15 protein-coding genes and 1 pseudogene are annotated in these 15,634 nt (G+C 70.2%); 10 read left to right on the top strand and 6 right to left on the bottom strand.

Annotated features, from left to right (window positions below; all coding sequences use genetic code 11):
• Positions 1 to 4 precede the first annotated feature (4 nt).
• Together AB8810_RS22655 and AB8810_RS22650 are read right to left on the bottom strand one after the other, a co-directional pair.
• The gene (locus AB8810_RS22655) at positions 5 to 1,615 is read right to left on the bottom strand and encodes a carboxyl transferase domain-containing protein (RefSeq protein ID WP_369914972.1); all 1,611 of its coding nucleotides are present in this window, start codon (positions 1,613 to 1,615) and stop codon (positions 5 to 7) included.
• Between the two features lie 131 nt (positions 1,616 to 1,746).
• On the bottom strand, positions 1,747 to 2,910 hold the full coding sequence (locus AB8810_RS22650) for an isovaleryl-CoA dehydrogenase (RefSeq protein ID WP_369914971.1): 1,164 nt from the start codon (positions 2,908 to 2,910) through the stop codon (positions 1,747 to 1,749).
• A 136-nt stretch (positions 2,911 to 3,046) separates the two neighbouring features.
• Between AB8810_RS22650 and AB8810_RS22645 the strand changes: the two genes are divergently transcribed.
• From AB8810_RS22645 to AB8810_RS22635, 3 genes are all read left to right on the top strand, one after another.
• Positions 3,047 to 3,664: a TetR/AcrR family transcriptional regulator gene (locus tag AB8810_RS22645; RefSeq protein ID WP_206229497.1), complete on the top strand. Its 618-nt coding sequence runs from the start codon at positions 3,047 to 3,049 to the stop codon at positions 3,662 to 3,664.
• A 292-nt stretch (positions 3,665 to 3,956) separates the two neighbouring features.
• Positions 3,957 to 4,475, top strand: a complete 519-nt coding sequence (locus AB8810_RS22640) for a cytochrome c5 family protein (RefSeq protein ID WP_179569768.1) — start codon at positions 3,957 to 3,959, stop codon at positions 4,473 to 4,475.
• Between the two features lie 95 nt (positions 4,476 to 4,570).
• A complete protein-coding gene (locus tag AB8810_RS22635) occupies positions 4,571 to 6,298 on the top strand; it encodes an ExeM/NucH family extracellular endonuclease (protein WP_369914970.1) in 1,728 nt (575 codons plus the stop codon).
• Positions 6,299 to 6,536: 238 nt separating this feature from the next.
• On the opposite strand, the gene AB8810_RS22630 is transcribed toward AB8810_RS22635, so the two are convergent.
• The gene (locus tag AB8810_RS22630; RefSeq protein ID WP_369914969.1) at positions 6,537 to 6,911 is read right to left on the bottom strand and encodes a MerC domain-containing protein; all 375 of its coding nucleotides are present in this window, start codon (positions 6,909 to 6,911) and stop codon (positions 6,537 to 6,539) included.
• Between the two features lie 63 nt (positions 6,912 to 6,974).
• Here AB8810_RS22630 and AB8810_RS22625 point away from each other — a divergent pair, with 63 nt between their 5' ends.
• Positions 6,975 to 8,300: a GTP-binding protein gene (locus tag AB8810_RS22625; RefSeq protein WP_369914968.1), complete on the top strand. Its 1,326-nt coding sequence runs from the start codon at positions 6,975 to 6,977 to the stop codon at positions 8,298 to 8,300.
• A gap of 186 nt (positions 8,301 to 8,486) precedes the next feature.
• Here the strand turns inward: AB8810_RS22625 and AB8810_RS22620 are convergent, their stop codons facing one another.
• The gene (locus AB8810_RS22620; RefSeq protein WP_369914966.1) at positions 8,487 to 9,350 is read right to left on the bottom strand and encodes an EamA/RhaT family transporter; all 864 of its coding nucleotides are present in this window, start codon (positions 9,348 to 9,350) and stop codon (positions 8,487 to 8,489) included.
• An 83-nt stretch (positions 9,351 to 9,433) separates the two neighbouring features.
• Between AB8810_RS22620 and AB8810_RS22615 the strand changes: the two genes are divergently transcribed.
• The 5 genes and pseudogenes from AB8810_RS22615 to AB8810_RS22595 all read left to right on the top strand — a co-directional run.
• Positions 9,434 to 10,099 carry an alpha/beta hydrolase gene (locus AB8810_RS22615; protein WP_191827035.1) on the top strand — a complete coding sequence of 222 codons (666 nt, stop codon included), beginning with the start codon at positions 9,434 to 9,436 and terminating at the stop codon, positions 10,097 to 10,099.
• Between the two features lie 61 nt (positions 10,100 to 10,160).
• Complete coding sequence (zapE, locus tag AB8810_RS22610) at positions 10,161 to 11,258, top strand: cell division protein ZapE (RefSeq protein WP_369914965.1); 1,098 nt, start codon at positions 10,161 to 10,163, stop codon at positions 11,256 to 11,258.
• A 348-nt stretch (positions 11,259 to 11,606) separates the two neighbouring features.
• Complete coding sequence (locus tag AB8810_RS22605) at positions 11,607 to 12,074, top strand: MarR family winged helix-turn-helix transcriptional regulator (RefSeq protein ID WP_191827034.1); 468 nt, start codon at positions 11,607 to 11,609, stop codon at positions 12,072 to 12,074.
• Positions 12,075 to 12,185: 111 nt separating this feature from the next.
• Positions 12,186 to 12,617 carry an organic hydroperoxide resistance protein gene (locus AB8810_RS22600; RefSeq protein ID WP_145703847.1) on the top strand — a complete coding sequence of 144 codons (432 nt, stop codon included), beginning with the start codon at positions 12,186 to 12,188 and terminating at the stop codon, positions 12,615 to 12,617.
• A 96-nt stretch (positions 12,618 to 12,713) separates the two neighbouring features.
• Positions 12,714 to 12,944 (top strand): annotated as a pseudogene (locus tag AB8810_RS22595) (methylcrotonoyl-CoA carboxylase); the annotation flags it as partial.
• Between the two features lie 388 nt (positions 12,945 to 13,332).
• Here the strand turns inward: AB8810_RS22595 and AB8810_RS22590 are convergent.
• Entirely contained in the window at positions 13,333 to 13,635 is a 303-nt protein-coding gene (locus AB8810_RS22590) for a hypothetical protein (protein WP_372530403.1), read from the bottom strand.
• A 201-nt stretch (positions 13,636 to 13,836) separates the two neighbouring features.
• Here AB8810_RS22590 and AB8810_RS22585 point away from each other — a divergent pair, with 201 nt between their 5' ends.
• On the top strand, positions 13,837 to 14,607 hold the full coding sequence (locus tag AB8810_RS22585; protein ID WP_191827027.1) for an NAD-dependent deacylase: 771 nt from the start codon (positions 13,837 to 13,839) through the stop codon (positions 14,605 to 14,607).
• 33 nt (positions 14,608 to 14,640) lie between these two features.
• Here the strand turns inward: AB8810_RS22585 and AB8810_RS22580 are convergent, their stop codons facing one another.
• On the bottom strand, positions 14,641 to 15,549 hold the full coding sequence (locus tag AB8810_RS22580) for an alpha/beta hydrolase (RefSeq protein WP_191827026.1): 909 nt from the start codon (positions 15,547 to 15,549) through the stop codon (positions 14,641 to 14,643).
• Positions 15,550 to 15,634 lie beyond the last annotated feature (85 nt).

Raw genomic sequence — 15,634 nt, 5'->3', positions numbered from 1 at the left:
CCGCTCACATCCGGAACACCCCGAACCGGGTCGGCTCCGCTGGCGCGTTCAACGCCGCCGACAGCCCTAGCCCCAACACCCGCCGCGTCTGCGCCGGATCGATGATCCCGTCGTCCCACAACCGCGCACTCGCGTAGTACGGATGGCCCTGGCGTTCGAACTGCTCGCGGATCGGCGTCTTGAACGCCGTCTCGTCCTCCACCGACCAGGCGCCGCCCTTGGCCTCGATGCCGTCGCGGCGCACCGTCGCCAGCACGCTCGCCGCCTGTTCCCCGCCCATCACCCCGATCCGCGCGTTCGGCCACATCCACAGGAAATTCGGCGAATACGCGCGGCCGCACATGCCGTAGTTGCCGGCGCCGAACGAACCGCCGATCACCACCGTGAACTTGGGCACCTTTGCGCAGGCCACCGCCATCACCAGCTTGGCCCCGTCCTTGGCGATGCCGCCGTGTTCGTACTTGCGCCCGACCATGAAGCCGGTGATGTTCTGCAGGAACACCAGCGGGATGCCGCGCTGCGCGCACAGTTCGATGAAGTGCGCGCCTTTCAGCGCCGACTCGGAGAACAGGATGCCGTTGTTGGCGACGATGCCGACCGGATAGCCGTGCAGGTGCGCGAAGCCGGTGACCAGGGTGGTACCGTAGCGCGCCTTGAACTCGTCCAGGCGCGAACCGTCGACCACCCGCGCGATCACCTCGCGCACGTCGAACGGCTTGCGCGGGTCGGCCGGGATCACCCCGTACAGTTCCTCGGCCGGATACAGCGGCGGCTCCGGCGCGCGCAACGCCAGCGCCGGCTCGGGCTTGCGCCAGTTGAGCTGGGCCACGATCGCGCGCACCCGCGCCAGCGCCTGCAGGTCGTTGTCGGCGAAATGGTCGGCCACGCCGGAGATGCGCGTGTGCACGTCGGCGCCGCCCAGTTCCTCGGCGCTGACCTCCTCGCCGGTGGCCGCCTTCACCAGCGGCGGGCCGCCGAGGAAGATGGTGCCCTGCTCGCGCACGATCACCGTCTCGTCGCTCATCGCCGGCACGTAGGCGCCGCCGGCGGTGCACGAGCCCATCACGCAGGCGATCTGGGCGATGCCCTGCGCCGACAGGTTGGCCTGGTTGTAGAAGATCCGGCCGAAATGGTCGCGGTCGGGGAACACCTCGTCCTGCAGCGGCAGGAACGCGCCGCCGGAATCGACCAGGTAGATGCACGGCAGCCGGTTCTGCTGCGCAATCTCCTGCGCGCGCAGATGCTTCTTCACCGTCATCGGGTAGTAGGTGCCGCCCTTGACCGTGGCGTCGTTGGCGACGATCACGCATTCCACCCCGGACACGCGGCCGATGCCGGCGACCACGCCGGCGCACGGGACCTCGTCGGCGTACAGGCCCAACGCGGCGAGCGGGGCGATTTCCAGGAACGCGCTGCCCGGGTCGAGCAGCGCGTCGATGCGCTCGCGCGCCAGCAGCTTGCCGCGCGCCTGGTGCTTGGCGCGCGCCGCGTCGCTGCCGCCCTGGGCGATGCGCGCCTGGGTCTGCTGCAGGTCGTCGACCACCGCGCGCAGCGCCGCGGCGTTGGCGGCGAAGGCGTCGCTGCCGGGTTGCAGTTGGGTCTGGATCACGCTCATGGCAGGGCCATCGAAAAAGAGGAAAAGGGAGTCCGTGCAGGAGCGGCTTCAGCCGCGACGCTTTGCCGGGAACGTGTCGCGGCTGATGGCCCGAGGCCACGTAGAGCCGCTCCTACACGAAGCGCATCGCATCACTTGGTCCGCTCGAACAGCTCGCGGCCGATCAGCATGCGGCGGATTTCCGAGGTGCCGGCGCCGATCTCGTACAGCTTGGCGTCGCGCCACAGGCGCCCGGTCGGGTAGTCGTTGATGTAGCCGTTGCCGCCGAGCACCTGGATCGCCTGGCCGGTGAGCCAGGTCGCCTTCTCGGCCGCGTACAGGATGGCGCCGGCGGCGTCCTGGCGGGTGGTGCGGCCGGCGTCGCAGGCGCGCGCCACCGCATATACGTAGGCGCGGCAGGCATTGAGGCCCACGTACATGTCGGCCAGCTTGCCCTGCATCAGCTGGAAGCTGCCGATCGCCTCGCCGAACTGGCGGCGCTCGTGCACGTACGGCATCACCACGTCCATCGCTGCGGCCATCAGCCCCAGCGGGCCGCCGGACAGCACCAGCCGCTCGTAGTCCAGGCCCGACATCAGCACGCGCACCCCGCCGCCGACGCTGCCCAGCACGTTCTCCGCCGGCACCTCGCAGTCCTGGAACACCAGTTCGCAGGTGTTGGAGCCGCGCATGCCGAGCTTGTCCAGCTTCTGCGCGGTGCTGAAGCCGGGCATGCCCTTCTCGACCAGGAACGCGGTGATGCCGCGCGCGCCGCCGGCCGGGTCGGTCTTGGCGTAGACCACCAGCACGTCGGCATCGGGGCCGTTGGTGATCCACATCTTGTTGCCGTTGAGCACGTAGCGGTCGCCGTGCAGCTCGGCGCGCAGCTTCATCGAGACCACGTCCGAACCGGCGCCCGGCTCGCTCATCGCCAGCGCGCCGACGTGTTCGCCGCTGCACAGCCGGGGCAGGTAGCGCGCCTTTTGCGCGGCGCTGCCGTTCTTGCGCAGCTGGTTCACGCACAGGTTCGAATGCGCGCCGTAGGACAGGCCGATCGCGCCGGAGGCGCGCGAGATCTCCTCCATCGCCACCACATGCGCCAGGTAGCCCATCGCGCTGCCGCCGTACTCCTCCTCCACGGTCAACCCGAGCAGGCCCTGCTCGCCGAGCTTGCGCCACAGCGGCGCCGGGAACGCGTTGTCGCGGTCGGCCTGCTCGGCCAGCGGCGCGATCTCGCGCGCGGCGAAGGCGGCCACCGTGTCGCGCAGCAGGTCGATGTCCTCGCCCAGTTCGAAATTCAACGACGGCATCAGCATGGCGGGCGGCTCCGGAAGCAGGCGTGCGGCGAATGGGGCGCCTAGAATCCAGGCGGCGCCGGGGAATGGACGCCAGCGTAGCCGGGAACGGCGAAGAAGTGAACAATAATTCATTAATTGAACCTAGAATCACCCCATGGCCTACAAACGCTCCGCCCTGATGGAAGAACGCCTCGCCGGCAACCGCCAGCGGATCCTGCTGGCGGCGCGGCGGCTGGTCGCCGCCGGCGGCTTCCGCGGCGCGCCGGTGACCGCGGTGGCGGCCGAGGCCGGGGTGTCCACCGGGCTGATCTACCGCCACTTCCCGTCCAAGGCCGAGCTGTTCGTGGAAGTGCTGACCGCGGCGGTGGACCACGAACTGGCGATCCTGCACGGCATCGCCGCCGAACCGGCGCCGGCGACGCAGCGCCTGCGCGCGGCGATCGCCTCGTTCGTGCGCCGCGCGCTGGCCGGACCGGGACTGGCCTACGCCTTCATCGCCGAGCCGGTCGAGCCGGAGGTGGATGCCGAGCGCATCCGCTGCCGGCGCCTGTTCGGCGACCTGTTCAAGGGCATCCTCGCCGAGGGCGTGGCCGCGGGCGAATTCCCGGCGCAGGACCTGGATGCGGCCGCGGCCTGCCTGGTCGGCGCCTACACCGAAGCCCTGGTCGGGCCGACCGCGCCCAGCCGCGACGGACCGCGCGACAGCGAGCGTCTGGTCGAGGCGGTGTGCGGGTTCTGTCTGCGCGCGGTCGGCAGCGCGCAGGCGCAATAGGCGGGTTTTATCCAGGCCGTTTCCGACATCTGCGCAGTGCGGTTCCGGCGGCGAACCGACAGCGCGAGAGGGCAGGTGGTGGCGCAGTGCTCCGGCCGCCATGTCGTGCGAGCGACGATGCGCCAAGACAGCCTTCATGCCGAAGCCGTGCCCCGGCGCGCGGCAAAACTGCTGCGATGCAGCACGCATCGTCTGCGATTCGCTGCGTCGCCGGACTGCCGTGCGCGGCAAACGCTGGCTATACTCGGCCGCGTAGCGGTGGTCCGGTCACCACGTGCCAAAGGGGTGTGATGTGCGGAATTACGACCTCGAATTTCTCAAGCGGTTCTCGATGGTGATCGGCCTGTTGGTCGTCATCACCCTCGGGCTGATCGCGTTCGCGGCCTATTTGCAGCGGGCGATCCCGCCGGAGGTATCGCCGGTGGCGCTCAAGCGCACCGAGGAACGCATCGCCCCGGCGGGCGCGGTGTATGCCGGCAGCACCGGCGCAGCGGCGCAGGCCGCCGCGCAGGCGGCGGCGCTGGCCAAGGCGTCGGCGCAGGTCGCCTACGGCGGCACCACCGACGGCAAGGTGATCTTCGACAACCTGTGCACCGCCTGCCACACCACCGGCGTCGGCAAGGCGCCGACCCTGGACCATTCGCACTGGGATGCGCGCATCGCGCAGGGCAAGGACACGCTGTACAAGCACGCGATCGAGGGCTACACCGGCCCCGATGGCGGGATCATGCCGCCCAAGGGTGGCAACCCGGCGCTCAGCGAAGCGCAGATCCACGCCACGGTCGATTGGATGCTGTCCAACCTGAAGTAACCTGCGCTTCCTGCGGGTTTTTCCAGCGCCGCCTCCGGGCGGCGCGTTCGTATTCGATGCCGGCCCCATGCCGGCGAGCTAAGGAGAGTGATCGCATGCGCCTGTTGCCCCCGCTGTTGTCGTTGCTGCTGGTTGCCGGCGCACCCGCCGCGCATGCGTTGACGCCGCCGCAGATGGTGCCGATCGGGCAGCTGCGGCCGGCCGACAGCGCGCAGGGCGTGGTGTTCGAAGGCGTGGTCACCGCGCGCGTGCAGGCCGGCGGCGACGGCTATCTGGTGCAGGACGCCGGCGATGGCGATCCGCTCACCGCCGACGCGCTGCTGGTGCAAGGCGATGCCGACGCCTCACTGGTGCCGGGCGACCGGGTGCGGGTCTGGGGCGAACTGGCGCCGCGGCGCGCGGCCAGCCTGGCGTCCGCCGGCACGCCGTTCGCCGGGCGCAGCGTACGCGCCGCCGGGCACACCGTGCTGGCGCGCGCGCAGCCGCTGCCGCTGCAGGTACTCGACGCCGTACCGGCCGACTGGTCGGCGCTGGCCGGCATGCGCGTGCGCATCGATGCGCCGCTGACCGTGGTCGATACCGATGCGCTGGCCAAGGCCGGCGAACTCGGCGTCGCTTTCGGCGGACGCCTGTGGCAACCCTCCGAAATCGCCGCGCCGGGCAGCGCCGAACTGGCCGCGACGAACGCCGACAATGCGCGGCGCCTGCTGCTGCTGGACGAAGCCGGCACGCATGCGCCCGACAGCCTGCCCGCTTATCTGGGCACCGGCGAAGCCGCCGCGGCGCCGCGCGCCGGCACCACGCTGCAGGGCGTGGAAGGCATCGTCGGCGGCGTGGTCGAGGGTGCGGCGCGGCTGTATCCGACCGCGCCGTTGCAGCTGGCCCCGCCGCCGGCACCGGCGCCGCCGCAGGTCGCCGGCACGCTGCGCGTGGCCGCGTTCAACCTGGAGAACTTCTTCAACGGCGACGGCCGCGGCGGCGGTTTCCCCACCCTGCGCGGGGCGCGCAACGCGGCCGAATTCCAGGCGCAGCTGGCCAAGCTGGTCGCCACCATCCGTCCGCTGCAGGCCGATGTCGCCGCGCTGATGGAGCTGGAAAACGACGGCTACGGGCCGACCTCGGCGATCGCCACGTTGGTCGCCGCGCTCAATGCCGGCGATGGCGGCGACTGGCGCTTCGTCGATGCCGGGCGCGGCCCGGGCGACAACCCGATCCGGGTCGGCCTGATCTACCGCGCCTCGCGGGTCAGCCCGGTCGGCAAGCCGGCGGTGCTGGAAGGCGGCCCGTTCGCCGCGCACAGCCGGGTGCCGCTGGCGCAGGCGTTCCGGCGCGGCACCGGGCAGCCGTTCGTGGTCGTCGCCAACCACTTCAAGTCCAAGGGCTGCGGCGACGCGGCCGGCGACGATGCCGACCGCGGCGACGGCCAGGGCTGCTGGAACGCCACCCGCACCGACTCGGCGCGGCGCCTGGATGCCTGGCTGCGCAGCGACCCGACCGGCAGCGGCAGCACCGTCAGCGTGCTGCTCGGCGACTTCAACGCCTATGCGATGGAAGACCCGCTGCGCCTGCTGCGCGACGCCGGCTGGCGCGATGCGCTGGCGCAGGCGCACGTCGAACAGCCCTACAGCTTCATCTACAGGGGCCTGAGCGGCCGCCTGGACCACGCCCTGCTGAGTCCGGCGCTGGCACCGCTGCTGCGCGGTGCCGCCGAATGGCACATCAATGCCGACTCGCCCGACGCCGACGGCTATCGCGAGCGCAACCTGCCGGGTCCGTGGCGCAGCTCGGATCACGACCCGCTACTGCTGGGCTTTGAGCTTTGAGAGCCGGGATGACCAGCCGTTCGGCTGTGGAAAAGCGGGGATTCGGGATTGGGGATTCGTTGAAGCGCAGGGTTGCGGTCGGTCGGTTTTGAGGTCTGCGTTTCGGAAAAGAGCGTGGAATGACCAGCTGTTCGGCAGTTGAACAGTTGGGATTGGAATTGGGATTGGGATGGGGCGGGCCGCAGGCCGCGAATCCCGCTTTTGCCAATCCCGAATCCCGAATCTCCAATCCCTGCTACTAACAGTGCCTGCTGCGCCGCCAGTTCCACACGTGCGCGCTCGCCAGCAGCAGGCTGCCGGCCACGGTGACCGGGGTTTCGGCCTGTGCGCTGGGGAACCCGATCGCGCCGGCCAGCAGGCCGCACAGGCCCAGCACGGCCATCGTCCATAGCAACCACGGCAACGGCCGCTGCCGCTGTGCGCGCCACAGCGCCAGCCCGGCCAGCGGCAGCGCGATCGCCACGAACAGCCCATGCACCCATTCGGCCTGCGCCCACACGCCGAACAGCGGCAGGGCCGCGGCCAGCAGCGGCAGCGCCAGGCAATGCAGCAGGCACAGCCCGGACAGGAGCACGGCTGAGGCATCGAAGAACGGCTGGGGCAGGGATTTCATGGGCGGCGATTCCGGCATTGAAGTGTTATATAGTAACATTTCTCCCGCCACGTCCAAGCCGCCATGCCAACGTCCGCCGTGCTCGACCGCCGCCTCCCCGTCACCGTCCTGTCCGGCTTCCTCGGCGCCGGCAAGACCACCTTGCTCAACCGCGTGCTGCGCAACCGCGACGGCCGCCGCGTGGCGGTGATCGTCAACGACATGAGCGAGATCAACATCGATGCGGCGCTGATCCGCGACGGCGGCGCCGCGCTCAGCCGCACCGAAGAGACCCTGGTCGAGTTCAGCAACGGCTGCATCTGCTGCACGCTGCGCGAGGACCTGCGCCAGGAGGTGCAGCGCCTGGCCGACAGCGGGCGCTACGACTACCTGCTGATCGAATCCACCGGCATCTCCGAGCCGATGCCGGTCGCCGCCACGTTCGCGGTGCGCGACGAACACGGCCGCAGCCTGGCCGACGTGGCGCGGCTGGACACCATGCTCACCGTGGTCGACGGAGTGAGCTTCCTGCGCGATTTCGGCTCGGCCGAACGGCTGGCCGAGCGCGGCCTGCAGGCCGGCGCCGACGACGATCGCGGCCTGGTCAACCTGCTGGTGGAGCAGATCGAATTCGCCGACGTGATCGTGATCGGCAAATGCGACCTGGCCACCGCGGACACGGTGGCGCGTACCCGCGCGGTGCTGCGCGCGCTCAATCGCGACGCGCGCATCGTCGAAGCCAGCCACGGCGACGTGCCACTGGACCTGGTGCTGGACACCGGCCGTTTCGACTTCGTGCGCGCGCAGCTGGCGCCGGGCTGGATGCAGGCGCTGCGCGGCGACCACGCGCCGGAGACCGAGCAGTTCGGCATCGGCAGCTTCGTCTACCGCGCACAGCGTCCGTTCCATCCCTTGCGTTTCGCGCGGCTGGCGCAGCGCGGCCTGCGCGACGTGGTCCGCAGCAAGGGGTTCTTCTGGCTGGCCAGCCGCATGGACTGGGTCGGCGAGCTGTCCATTGCCGGCGCGGCCACCCAGACCCAGGCCGCCGGCTTCTGGTACGCCGCGCGCGAACGCGTCGAACAGGGCTTGCTGGATGCGCCGCTGCCATTGCCGCCGCAGCCGTTGCCCTACACCGAGCTGGGCTGGCAGCGGCAGCACAGCGCGTGCTGGAGCGCGCCGCCGCCGCGCGCCGAGGAAGTGGGCGATGCGCGCGAATACGCGGCGCTGCGCGCGCTGTGGCACCCGCTGTGGGGCGACCGCCGCCAGGAGCTGGCGGTGATCGGCGTCGATCTGGACGAGGCGCGGGTGCGCGCCGAACTCGACGCCTGCCTGCTCGACGCCGCCGAACTGCGGCGCGGGCCGCTGGCCTGGCAGGCGCTGGCCGATCCGTTCCCGGTGTGGCGGCGCTGAGGCTGCAGGGAAGGCCCGTGTTTCTGGTGCGCTGGCCTGTTCATTGGCCACAAGCCATCTGCACAGGGACGCCTCCGCGCTTCGTTCGTCGCGGCTGAAGTCGCTCCTACACGGATCCGGTTGCCTCAGGGGCGCACTGTAGGAGCGGCTTCAGCCGCGACAGAACCCATGGCGCACGCACCACCACTAACCGCGCGCACCCACCGCGATCAGCACGATCGCCAGCAACGCCAGCCCCAGTCCCGCGCGGTTCCAGGCGCTGGTCTTCTCGCCGAAGGCCAGCACGCCGAGCAGTGCGCCCAGCACGATCACGCCCAGGTTCATCGCCGCGAACACCACCGCCGGGCTGTCCGGCAGCGCCTGGTGCGCGCGCACGTAGAGCGCGATGTTGCCGAAGTTGAGCGCGCCCAGCAGCAGGCCGGCGCCGAGGTTGCGCCAGGCCAGCGGCGCGCTGCCGCGCAGGTGCCGCCACAGCTGCACCCCCAGCAGCAGCACGAAGGCGATCGCGAAGGCGACCAGCAGCGAGGCGGCGAACGGTGTGCCGGCCTGGGCGATGCGCTTGAGCGACACGTCGATCAGGGCGAAGCCGGCCCACACCAGCAGCAGCCACGGCGCGGCGCGCGCGGTGCCGGCCGGTGCCGCTGCGGGCCGGTGCACGATGCCGGCGATGGCCAGCAGGCCCAGCGTCAGCCCGGCCAGCTTGTAGCCGTTGGCGCGCTCGCCGAACAGCGCGAACGCGGCCGCCAGCGACAGCAGCAGCGACAGCCGCTGCGCCGCGTCGGTGCGCACGATGCCGGCCAGCGCCACCGCGCGGCCCAGCACCAGGAACAGCGCTGGCAATAGCACCGACAGGCCGAGCAGCGCCGCCCATGGCGCCTGCGCGCTGCGCAGGGTGGCCAGCGGCGGTTGCAGCACCGCCGCGCACAGCAGCGCCGCCGCCAGATAGTTCCAGGTCACGGCCTGGGCCAGGTCGATACGCCGCCGCGGCGCCAGCTTCAGCAGCGCCGAGACCAGTACGCTGCACATCACACTCAGGAGAACGAACGCCACGCACAGGGATCCGGTCGGGGGAGAGAACGCTGCGTGCGCGTGGCCGGCATGTGGCCTGCACCCAGCCCCGGTATTATGAGCGCATGACCTCTCCCGCTTTCCCTACCGAATCCGGCGCCTTGACGCTGGACGGCCCCGCCGGCCCGCTCGAGGCCGCGGTCGACCTGCCCGATGCCGCGGTGGCCGCCTTGCCGGTCACCGCGATCGTCTGCCACCCGCTGTCCACCGAGGGCGGCACCATGCACAACAAGGTGGTGACGATGGTCGCGCGCGCGCTGCGCGAACTCGGCGTGCACGTGGTGCGTTTCAACTTCCGCAGTGTCGGCGCCTCCGCCGGCAGTTTCGACCACGGCGACGGCGAGCAGCAGGACCTGGCCGCGGTGGCCGCCTGGGTGCGCGCGCAGCGCCCGCACGATGCGCTGTGGCTGGCCGGCTTCAGCTTCGGCGCCTACGTGTCGCTGCGCGCCAGCGCCGCGCTGCAGCCGCAGGCGCTGGTGTCGATCGCGCCGCCGGCCGGGCGCTGGGATTTCGCCGGTGTGGAACCGCCGCCGCAGTGGCTGGTGATCCAGGGCGACGCCGACGAGATCGTCGATCCGCAGGCCGTGTACGACTGGCTGGAGACGCTGGAGCAGCAGCCCGAGCTGGTGCGCATGCCCGATACCAGCCATTTCTTCCACCGCAAGCTGATCGACCTGCGCGGCGCCTTGCAGCACGGGGTCAAGGCATGGCTGCCGGCGCACCAGGCGTGAGCGCGGTGCGTCGACAGGCGGCCGCATGGCCGCAGGCAGGGCGCTGCGCGGGCGCGCGCCGATGAGCGCCGCAGACACGCCTTCGCAACGCTACGCCGCCGGCGTGGCGCGGGGCGACTGGCGCGACGATCCGGCGCAGCACGCCGCGCTGGCCGAACTGGACCGCATCCACGCCGCGATCGTGGACAGCGATCAGGACGGCTGGCTGGATCGCCTGGCCGCGTTCTGGAAAAAGCCCGAGCCGGTGCGCGGCCTGTATTTCTGGGGCGGCGTGGGCCGCGGCAAGACCTTCCTGGTCGATCTGTTCTACGACGGCCTGCCGATCGAGCAGAAGTACCGCACCCACTTCCACCGTTTCATGCGCGGCGTGCACGAGCGCCTGCGCGAGCACGCCGGGCAGAGCGATCCGCTGGCCAAGATCGCGCAGGAATGGCGCACGCAATTGCGCGTGCTGGTGCTGGACGAATTCTTCGTCACCGACATCGGCGATGCGATGCTGCTGGCGCGGTTGCTGGAGCGCCTGTTCGCCGAGGGCGTGACCCTGGTCACCACTTCCAACACCGCGCCGCAGAACCTGTACCTCAACGGCCTGCAGCGCGAGAGCTTCCTGCCGGCGATCGCGCTGCTGCAGAAGTACTGCGTGGAGCTGTACGCCGAGGGCACCGAGGACTACCGCATGCGCGCGCTGACCCGCTCGCCGGTGTACCGCGCGCCGCTGGACGCGCAGTCCGACGCGTGGCTGGACGGGCGCTGGGGCGAGCTCAGCGGCAACGAAGCCGCGCGCAGCGGCAACATCGTCATCGAGGCGCGCAAGATCCCGGTGCGCGGCCGCGGCAAGAGCATCGCCTGGTTCGATTTCGCCGCGCTGTGCGAAGGCCCGCGCGGGCCGGCCGACTACATCGAGATCGCGCGCGAGTTCAACACCGTGCTGCTCGGCGGCATCCCGCACTTCGACCGCATGAACGAAGACGCGGCGCGGCGGTTCGTCAACCTGATCGACGAACTGTACGACCGCCAGGTCAACCTGGTCTGCACCGCGCAGGATCCGCCGCCGCAGCTGTACAGCGGCGAGCGCCTGGCCGGCGCGTTCGAGCGCACCGCCTCGCGCCTGATCGAGATGCAGAGCGCCGAGTACCTGGCCACCGCGCACCGCGCCTGAGGGGGCGAGGCGATGGCCTCGGCGAGAGAGCGGCATGCCGTTTTCTCGCCAGGCCTTCTCCTGGAAACCCACGTACGTTGACGCGGGTCCTCGGCCGCGAAACTGTGGCGCACACGGAACGCTTGCCGCTTGCGTTCGTCGCGGCTGAAGCCGCTCCTACAGTGCACCCGGTGAGTCTGCCGCGGCTTCTGTAGGAGCGGCTTCAGCCGCGACGAACGAAGCAATGCGGCCGGCAGACGTCGCATTCCTGCCTGGGCCGACAGCCGCAACGAACCAAACGGCGCATGTCCGACCTGTCCGATTGAAAAAGTGCTTGCAATTAAATAGCGCGCTATGTAAATTGCGCCCATGCCGAAGAAGCGCACCCCTGCCGAGATCCCCAGCCGCGACGCGGCGCTGCAGTTGGATCAGCAACTGTGCTTCGCGCTGTACTCGGCCAACCTGGCGATGCACAAGCTCTATCGCGGTCTGCTGAAGGCGCTGGACCTGACCTATCCGCAGTACCTGGTGATGCTGGTGCTGTGGGAAGAAGACGCGCGCACGGTCGGGGCGATCGGCGAGCGGCTGTTCCTGGATTCGGCCACGCTGACGCCGCTGTTGAAGCGCCTGCAGGCCGGCGGCCTGGTCACGCGCGAACGCTCGGCCGACGACGAACGCCAGGTCGTGGTGCGCCTGACCGCGGCTGGCCGCGCCTTGCGCAACAAGGCCGGCGCGGTCCCCGAGCAGGTGTTCTGCGCGGCGGCGTGCTCGCTGCAGGACCTGCGCCAGCTCAAGCAGCAACTGGAAACCTTGCGCGGCAACCTGGGCGGCGGCTGACGCCGTTGCCACGGAGCCGACACGGGCCCATGACGTTCCGTTAATTAAGTAGTGTGCTATTAAATAGCTGTCAATCAACCGGCGCGACGCGCCTCACCAGGAGCAATCACCATGGCCTCACCCGAAAAGATCCTCTACACCGCCCACGCCACCGCGACCGGCGGCCGCGAAGGCCGCGCCGTGTCTTCCGACAAGGCGCTGGACGTGAAGCTGTCCACCCCGCGCGAGTTGGGCGGCGCCGGCGGCGACGGCACCAATCCGGAGCAGCTGTTCGCGGCCGGCTATTCGGCCTGCTTCATCGGCGCGATGAAGGCGGTGGCGGCGCAGGACAAGCAGAAGCTGCCGGGCGAGGTCAGCATCGAAGGCAGCGTCGGCATCGGCCAGATCCCGGGCGGCTTCGGCATCGCGGTGGAACTGCGCATCGCGGTGCCGGGCATGCCGCGCGAGGAGCTGCAGGCGCTGGTCGACAAGGCGCACCAGGTCTGCCCGTACTCCAACGCGACCCGCGGCAACATCGACGTGAATCTGGTCGTCCTCGACTGATCGATGCGGCTGGTCCGAAGACCCCGTCGCGCGACTGCGCGGCGGGGTTTTTTGCTGTCTGCCATACGGCAGTGGTCCGAGCCACCATGCCGTACGCGCCGCGACGGCATCGAGAGCAAGGCCGGCAGTTGGTCGGCCGAGAACGAAACGGCTTTCAAGACGCCGATCCGCGAACAATTCGAACAGCAGGGCCATCCGTGCCACGCGAGCGCGCGGCTATGTGGTGACAGCAGCGAGATGCGGTGCAGACGCGGTGGGATGCTGGGACTGGGGCTGTCGGCGGTGTTGAACGAGCCGGAAACTGATCCGATTCGGAGTACTCCGTAACTGAGCGAGCGCGATAGCTCCGCGTTGCATGCGCGGCGGTCACTGGCCGTTCCATCGATCGTGTCTATCAGCTCGGCTGTTGTTTCTGCTTCCGCTTCCGCTTCTGCTGTTGCTGTCGCTTTTGCTTTGCTTTTGATCTACCGGGTCCCCTCAGCGCGGCAGACCCGGCGGGCGAATACCCGAAGGGCGGCGCGCAGGATGCGCGACGTTTTTCGTTGGCACATGGATGTGCCATCGAAAAATGCCCGTCGGGGCTGCGGACCCGGAGCGCGCAGCGCGGAGGGCGCGCTGCGGGGTGTGCTTTCTTTTGGTTACTTTTCTTTGCACAAGCAAAGAAAAGTGACCCGCGCCAGCGGAAGCTCTTGCTCTTGCTTCAAAGCTTCAAGCTTCAAAATCTCAATGCCAGAACCAAGGCAAAGGCAAAGGCTTTCGCCTTGCGGCGAGTCACTTTTCTTTGCTCGCGCAAAGAAAAGTAACCAAAAGAAAGCGCGCCCTGCCTAGCGCCCTCCGCGCTGCGCGCTCCGGGTCCGCGTCCATACCGGGGATTCGCGGAAGGGGCATCCTGCCCCTGCCGCGAACGGCGCACATCCTTGTGCGCCGCCCCTTCGGGGTTTTTCCCCGGCATGGCCGCCGCTTCGGAAGGGAACCGGTAGGTCAAAAGCCACAGCAACAGCAACAACCACAGCAGCAACCACAGCAACGCCTCACGCAATTACGATGACGACACGACCGCACCGACGGCAGCGGGTCGTATGTCATGGCGACAGCGATCGCATCGCCTTCGTCTCGAAACTTGTGTCGCATCCACAGCCGCGGCGGCATTGCTGTGCTGCAGATTGAGGTGGAACTGGGTCAATGCAATAGTGCGAAGACCATCACCTTTGTGTGCGCCATGCTCAGCTCCGCCTACAACGCCGATACCGTTGCCGCCTTCATCCAGGGCGCGCGCCGCCTGCTGGTCCTCACCGGTGCGGGCATGTCCGCCGAAAGCGGCGTGCCGACCTTCCGTGGCCAGGACGACAGCCTGTGGGCGCGCTTCGATCCGCAGCAGCTGGCCACCGAGGAAGCGTGGCGGGCGGACCCGGCGCTGGTCTGGGGCTGGTATCGCTGGCGCATGGCGATCGTCGCCCAGGCGCAGCCGCATGCCGGACACCACGCGCTGGTGCGCCTGGCCGCACGGAAGAGCACCACCCTGGCGACCCAGAACGTGGACGACCTGCACCAGCGTGCCGGCAGCGAGGTCGCCGCACATGTGCATGGGCGCCTGTCGGCGTTGCGCTGCGGCGACTGCGGCCAGGCCTGGCACGGCCTGCTGCCGCCGATCGACGTGCAGGCCCCGACACAGCGTCTGACCCCGCCGGTGTGCGCGGCCTGCGGCGGCGCGGTGCGTCCGGGCGTGGTGTGGTTCGGCGAGGCGCTGCCGGCCGCCGACTGGGCGCGCGCCGAGAGCGCCGCCGATGCGGCCGACCTGGTGCTGGTGATCGGCAGCTCCGGCCTGGTCTATCCGGCGGCCGGGCTGCCGCTGCGCGCCAAGGAGCGCGGCGCCTACGTGGTCGAGATCAACCCCGAGCCTAGCGCGCTGTCCGCACGCGCCGACCTGCACTGGCGCGATAGCGCGGCAGTGGCCTTGCCGCTGTTGTTGCAGCGCTGGCCGGCGGGTTGAAGCCAGGCGCAGGCGATCCGCGCCCGCAAGCGCTCAGCGCAACCTACGCAGGAACGCGTCCACCGCGTCGGTATAGGCCGAGGGCAGGCCCAGGTCGTGGTTGATCTCGGCGTGGCTGCGGTCCTGCGGCAGCACCTCGACGCGGATCCGCCGCGCCGCCGCCTTGTCGGCCAGGTGCCGGGCCTGCGCGCAGGCATCGGCGCGGCGGCTGGAGCACACCGCCAGCAGCGGCGGCGCGGCGGTGCCCATCTGGTGATACGGCGAGGCGGCGATCCAGTCGCTGCGCTGGCTGCCGAAGGCGCGGTCGTACAGCGGCAGGTGCCGCGCCTGCATCACCTGCTCCACGTCCATCGCGGCGCTGTCCAGCGCCACGGTAGCCAGCGGCGCGTGCGCGCCGGCCTGCGCCAGCAGCGTCGGCGACAGGTCCAGCAGCGCCACCAGGTGCGCGCCGGCCGAGTGCCCCATCAACACCATCCGTGCTCCATCGGCGCCCCAGCCAGCGGCCAGCGCCTGCACCTTGGCCACCGCTAGGGCGACATCGCCGGCCTGCTGCAGCGGCGTGGCCTGCGGCAGCAGGCGATAGTTCACCGACACCAGCGCGTAGCCCTGCGGCAGCCAGTGCGCGACCTTGTTGGCGGCGACCCCGGGATTGTCCTTGTCGCCGTTGGCCCAGCCGCCGCCGTGCACCATCACGATCAGCGGCGCGTTGCGCGCATTGGCGGGCAGGTAGACATCGAAGCGTTGCGCCGGATCGGCGCCGTAGGCGACATCGCGCAGCACGCGCGCTCCCTCGGGCAGCGGCGCGCGCGGCGCGGCGGCCGACTGCGCCAGCCGCGCGCGCAGCCGTTCGCGCAGGCGGCCATCCTGCGCTTGCAGCGTTGCCGCGGATAGCGCGGTCAGCAGCAGCGAGACGCCGAGCAGGGTGCGGGCGAGCGAAGTCATTGGCGGAGTCCTTGGAGGGCGGCGGCGGGGAAGGGAAGGGAAGGGGGAGGGGGAGGGGGAGGGGGAGGGGGCGCGGCAGCGATCC

This window comes from Xanthomonas sp. NCPPB 3005 (assembly GCF_041228095.2).
GTDB classification, from domain to species: Bacteria; Pseudomonadota; Gammaproteobacteria; order Xanthomonadales; family Xanthomonadaceae; genus Xanthomonas_A; species Xanthomonas_A bonasiae.
This window is presented reverse-complemented; position numbering and strand designations above follow the sequence as displayed.

What these genes read in the sequence shown, in the direction of transcription:
- zapE (WP_369914965.1), top strand. Translation starts at nt 10,161, where the DNA reads ATGAGCGCCGCAGACACGCCTTCGCAACGCTACGCCGCCGGCGTGGCG.
- AB8810_RS22605 (WP_191827034.1), top strand. Translation starts at nt 11,607, where the DNA reads ATGCCGAAGAAGCGCACCCCTGCCGAGATCCCCAGCCGCGACGCGGCG.
- AB8810_RS22585 (WP_191827027.1), top strand. Translation starts at nt 13,837, where the DNA reads ATGCTCAGCTCCGCCTACAACGCCGATACCGTTGCCGCCTTCATCCAG.
- AB8810_RS22630 (WP_369914969.1), bottom strand. Translation starts at nt 6,911, where the DNA reads ATGAAATCCCTGCCCCAGCCGTTCTTCGATGCCTCAGCCGTGCTCCTG.
- AB8810_RS22645 (WP_206229497.1), top strand. Translation starts at nt 3,047, where the DNA reads ATGGCCTACAAACGCTCCGCCCTGATGGAAGAACGCCTCGCCGGCAAC.
- AB8810_RS22625 (WP_369914968.1), top strand. Translation starts at nt 6,975, where the DNA reads ATGCCAACGTCCGCCGTGCTCGACCGCCGCCTCCCCGTCACCGTCCTG.
- AB8810_RS22650 (WP_369914971.1), bottom strand. Translation starts at nt 2,910, where the DNA reads ATGCTGATGCCGTCGTTGAATTTCGAACTGGGCGAGGACATCGACCTG.
- AB8810_RS22615 (WP_191827035.1), top strand. Translation starts at nt 9,434, where the DNA reads ATGACCTCTCCCGCTTTCCCTACCGAATCCGGCGCCTTGACGCTGGAC.
- AB8810_RS22580 (WP_191827026.1), bottom strand. Translation starts at nt 15,549, where the DNA reads ATGACTTCGCTCGCCCGCACCCTGCTCGGCGTCTCGCTGCTGCTGACC.
- AB8810_RS22635 (WP_369914970.1), top strand. Translation starts at nt 4,571, where the DNA reads ATGCGCCTGTTGCCCCCGCTGTTGTCGTTGCTGCTGGTTGCCGGCGCA.
- AB8810_RS22655 (WP_369914972.1), bottom strand. Translation starts at nt 1,615, where the DNA reads ATGAGCGTGATCCAGACCCAACTGCAACCCGGCAGCGACGCCTTCGCC.
- AB8810_RS22600 (WP_145703847.1), top strand. Translation starts at nt 12,186, where the DNA reads ATGGCCTCACCCGAAAAGATCCTCTACACCGCCCACGCCACCGCGACC.